Source organism: Ectobacillus funiculus (genome assembly GCF_004138295.1).
GTDB classification, from domain to species: domain Bacteria; phylum Bacillota; class Bacilli; order Bacillales; family Bacillaceae_G; genus Ectobacillus; species Ectobacillus funiculus.
In genome coordinates this window covers 1-4484 of record NZ_SCFM01000112.1, presented here as the reverse complement: position 1 = coordinate 4484, position 4484 = coordinate 1, and the positions used below count along the sequence as shown (strand labels likewise).

The 4484-nt window shown below is 40.3% G+C and carries 4 protein-coding genes and 1 tRNA gene; 2 read left to right on the top strand and 3 right to left on the bottom strand.

From position 1 onward, the window contains the following. Positions 1-279: 279 nt before the first annotated feature. Complete coding sequence (locus tag EP737_RS24995) at positions 280-468, bottom strand: hypothetical protein (protein WP_129732111.1); 189 nt, start codon at positions 466-468, stop codon at positions 280-282. A 287-nt stretch (positions 469-755) separates the two neighbouring features. Then, complete coding sequence (locus tag EP737_RS24990) at positions 756-2090, bottom strand: AsnC family protein (protein ID WP_129732109.1); 1335 nt, start codon at positions 2088-2090, stop codon at positions 756-758. 558 nt (positions 2091-2648) lie between these two features. Here EP737_RS24990 and EP737_RS24985 point away from each other — a divergent pair. Beyond that, complete coding sequence (locus tag EP737_RS24985; RefSeq protein WP_129732107.1) at positions 2649-3221, top strand: tyrosine-type recombinase/integrase; 573 nt, start codon at positions 2649-2651, stop codon at positions 3219-3221. A gap of 280 nt (positions 3222-3501) precedes the next feature. Next, entirely contained in the window at positions 3502-4122 is a 621-nt protein-coding gene (locus tag EP737_RS24980; protein WP_129732105.1) for a DUF3967 domain-containing protein, read from the top strand. Between the two features lie 282 nt (positions 4123-4404). Here the strand turns inward: EP737_RS24980 and EP737_RS24975 are convergent. Next, positions 4405-4481 (bottom strand) — tRNA-Met (locus EP737_RS24975). Positions 4482-4484 lie beyond the last annotated feature (3 nt).

Below are 4484 nucleotides of genomic sequence, written 5' to 3'. Positions count from 1 at the left end.
ACATTGACGTTTTGTGTTTTGTTCAGTTTTCAAAGAACTATCTATCATTTTCTCAACTTTTATTATTATAGCATAATATTTAGTTTTGTAAATGCACTTTTGCTTTACTTAACTTTTCCCAACCGCTAGTTTATATAGCTCATCAGCGACGGATTAATAATATAACATGTTATTTTACTTTCTACAACCTTTATTTTTTAGGGAATTTAAGGAATAATGTTAATGTTTCTTTTTCGCTTAATAATTACTACCCCTTTTACAACAAGATCGAGGATGCTTTTATCCAGATTCTCTAGAATATCCCCTATAAAGTGCCACCCTTTCTTTCCACTTCCAAAGTGGTACACAACCAGCTTGAGCTAAAGCTTTACATAATCTTTTTTTCCCTAAGCCATCAATATGTTTCGCTATCTGCTGGATGTTCATTTCGGGCTGCAACGTTAGCTCTAATACTTCTCGTACCAACATCTTAAATCCCTACTAGCTCTTAAAAGACACAAATAGTCTCTTCAAAAGCCCAAGACTAGTGCCTGATAGCAAAAAAATAGCGTAGTACAAAGAATAGAGAGTCTAAAAAAGCAACATAAAGCCCACAGAAAATAACACGGTCAGGTAGACACCTGCCCTGCGCCTCCCGCTGTGGGCTCCGGCCCCTAAAAGAAAAAAGAAAAACACCTATGTATTGTTTAATGGACAGACCAAGGAACAAAAGCCAGTCCATATATATTGTTTAAAGGGACACATGAGTACGCACTTTATATTTTCTTTTTCAACTTACGGATATACCCTTCTGAAACTGCTAATAACGCAGCTAACTTTCTATTCGATAGATTCGGGTATCGTTCTATTGCCTGTTGTAACTGCCATAGCTTATCTTCCCTTTGTTCCTTACGCTCCTCATTATACTCAGCCATTGGACGCATTCCAATTTCACGGCGTTTATTACGCTTGCTCTCTGTATTTCGTTCCCGCTTTACTGTAGCGCTTATAATCGTGCGCATAGCCTTCATTTCATCGGCCGTAATGCCTAGCTTATCAATGACTGTTTCATTCTTCATCGGCTTTATTAGAGTACGCGGAAGCCCTCTCATGCTGAATTCATTTGCGGTGAAAGCTTCCATGAATTCAATAGCATCATCACAGGCACTTTTTATTGTGGCGTTGATCTCACTTTTCTTCATTGGCTTATCAGTTCTAGAGTAAATCTGCTCTAGTATCGGCTGGATAAAGTCCCCTGTATCAACGCGGCTTTTTAAAAACAAACATACAGTAAAGCTATAGATGTAAATGAATGTGTTACGGCAGCAGGTTAGATCCCCACCCCTAATCTCTACTAACTTCTGCAAATCGCTCACACGGGCCGCATTAAGACTATAGAGCGTCTTTACGCCCTCTTTACCAGTGAATACCGCTATACTACCCTTACGCCGTTTTCCGCGCTTCTGAGCCTGTTCTATTGGCGTACAGAATTCATATAGGTCTTGCAAGCTGTATTCTAGTTGCCGCCAAATCTCTACTTTTACTTCTACACCATACTTTGTATTTACTGTACCTGGCATTCGAAGCATACGTGCTAGGTCTGATGCTGCTGGGTCACTGCCAATCTTACGCAACAAAGAAATGTATTGAATGGTGATATAGTGCATGAGATAACCCATTTTCGGACTGGCACCACCAGCAATCGTATAAATCGGCTGAATTCCACCACCACTATAAATAATTAGGTTTGGATTTGGGATTCTGCCTTGCATTACATATTGTTTTAACTTTTCTACAGCGTCTTTGACTGCAAGACCTAATTTAGGTGGATCAACATCGATTCCTATATTACGCCCCTGCATCAGAGAGCTAACACTCCGGTCTCCGTAAGCAAAGCCATTTAAGGATAGATAAACATCTGATTTTTGATGTTTCTTGCTATATACCAAAAGATTTTCTATATCATTGAGCCCCCAGAAACGTTGATGTCCTTCCGGCATCTTCAACGTGGCCACATATCCTAATTTTTTATGTTCATTTAGGTAGCACTCATGCCATTCCTCGATGAGTCTCGGCTGATGGCCAATATATTCTTCAGCTTTTTCGTTCATATTGATTCCCCTTCCAGCAGTAGCGACAAAAGCAAGCAAAACTGCACACAAAAGGCTTGTCCATCGCATAGGGGTATGCTAGAATGAGCGCATAATATGTGACGGATGGCATTTTGCCTTTCGTATGTAGTTTTCGCATGTGATTTTCATATGTAGTTTGTGATTTTCATATGTAGTTTGTGGAGAAAAGGACACTGAGGGTCGGCAAAACTATCAGGTGTCCTTTTTGCTTTTATTTCAGGTATTTTCTGATGCTGTTTCTTATTCTATCGAACTCGAGAGAACATGACCAATAATTTTAGAGAATTGTTCCTTTACCCAGCTATTTAGGCTAACCTTTAAAGCAATAGAATATTTCCCTGAAATATAGTAGACCTCATTCCACCTATTCCTCAAAATTGCCTTTCACATCGAATGTAATCTTTTATAAAAAAGTTTACATTCATCCTCCCTTTATTCCTTTATTATCCTTGCTTTTCTTGTTATCCTTACTTTCAGCAAAAAAAGGATACATTCAAAATATTGATTTTATTGAGTTCAGAAAGGAGAGAAGAAAAAATGAGTAAGAACGAATATCTTATTGATGTGCAGCCGATTCGGGATATGCAACAACTAGAGGATATGAAATGGGCATTACGAAGACACTGTGGGAAACGTGATTATATCCTGTTTCTCATTGGCATTAATACTGGTTTACGAATTGGGGATTTACTCAACCTAGAAACTAAAACTATTATCGGACTAAAGAAAAAGAAGCGAAAAGAGTTTTTGATCCGCGAGGGCAAGACAAAAAAGGAGCGGATGATTAACATTACGGGGATCTACGAAGAGGTATATGAATATACCCAATCGGTAAACAGTAATTGGCTTTTTCCTTCACGGAAGGGAGACAAGTCGATCTCGACCATTCAAGCTTATCGTCAGCTTCAAAAAGCAGCTAACTTCGCATCTGTGGAAGCTGTAGGGACTCATACAATGCGAAAAACATTCGGATATTGGTTCTACAAACAGACTAAAGATGTGGCCATGTTGCAGGATATTTTGAATCATAGCACGCCACAAATCACCCTACGGTATATAGGGATTAATAAAGAAGAGAAGGATCATGTGTTAGATACCTTCTGTCTGTAACCGCAAGGCTGTTAAAAGAAAACTCCATATCTTATAAAAAACCATTTGTTTGAATTTCGGTCGAGCGTCAGCGAGTACGCATCGGACACCTGCGTAGCAAGGTGTATAGATGCGCACTTCCCATTCTGGCTTCGGAATCAATATTAGCTTAAAAAACGTCCTAGAATCGTTATCGTATCCGCTATAGGGATTCCTTAGGGATTCCTTAGGGATTCCTTAGGGATTCCTTAGGGATTGGCTCATATTACCGACAATTTCAGCCATTGCAAAGGGACTCCCTATGAGTATAACGAATACTTTTGGTGAGGTGAGCGCTAAAATGAGCGATAATAACACGCCAATGAGAGTATACGGATCGAAAGACTTAGAAGCTATGTTACAGGTGAAACCTTCAACACTGCGCCGTTATTGCAAGGAACTAGAAGAAGCAGGGTATCGCTTTAGTAAAAACGAAAGACAGCAGCGCGGCTTCTTTGATTCCGACGTAGCAAACCTGCGCCATTTTATTTCACTTGTTCGTGAAGGTGGGTTAGCATATGAAGAAGCCGCTAAGATAGTCGTATCAAGGGATAGCGGCTCTGCTTTAGCGGTCAGCGCTAACGAAAAAACGGCAGTATCAGACGCTAAAGATAAGTTAATAACGCGCCAAGAAATGCAGGAATTGGAGCGCAAAATAGAAGGACTTGCGCTTATGATCCAATCAGGATTTGAAAAATTAAATCAGAGAATGGATGAGCAAGACCGAAGGGAGCGCCAATCATTAGATACGCAAAGTAATCGTGATATCGCGCTAAAAGAAGCGCTAAAAGAGATAGCAGAAACAAAAAAACAATTAGCAGCCAATAGTGAACAAAGTAGAGGAGTATGGTTCTGGCTTCATTCTTTGCTTAGTAAAAAGTAACAAGGGGATTGCTCAGGCATCCTTTTTATTTTTGAGTGTCGTTTTTCAAGAGAGGTAGAAGAGCATAAGGGATTTTTGTCCCCACCGAAGGTGTGGAGTCAGGCAAGGCCTGACAAAATCGTGGGTACATGAAAATCTCGAAGATGTCTCCCTTGTGTCCCCATATTTTCTAACCATGTCCCCCTCGTGTCCCCATCACTTTTTTCATCACAAATTAAATTCCCCAACAAAAAAATCCCTTAGGAGATTGTCCTAAGGGATGGATTTGATTATGTATTCATTTGGTTGCGGGGACAGGATTTGAACCTGCGACCTTCGGGTTATGAGCCCGACGAGCTACCAGACTGCTCCACCCCGCGACG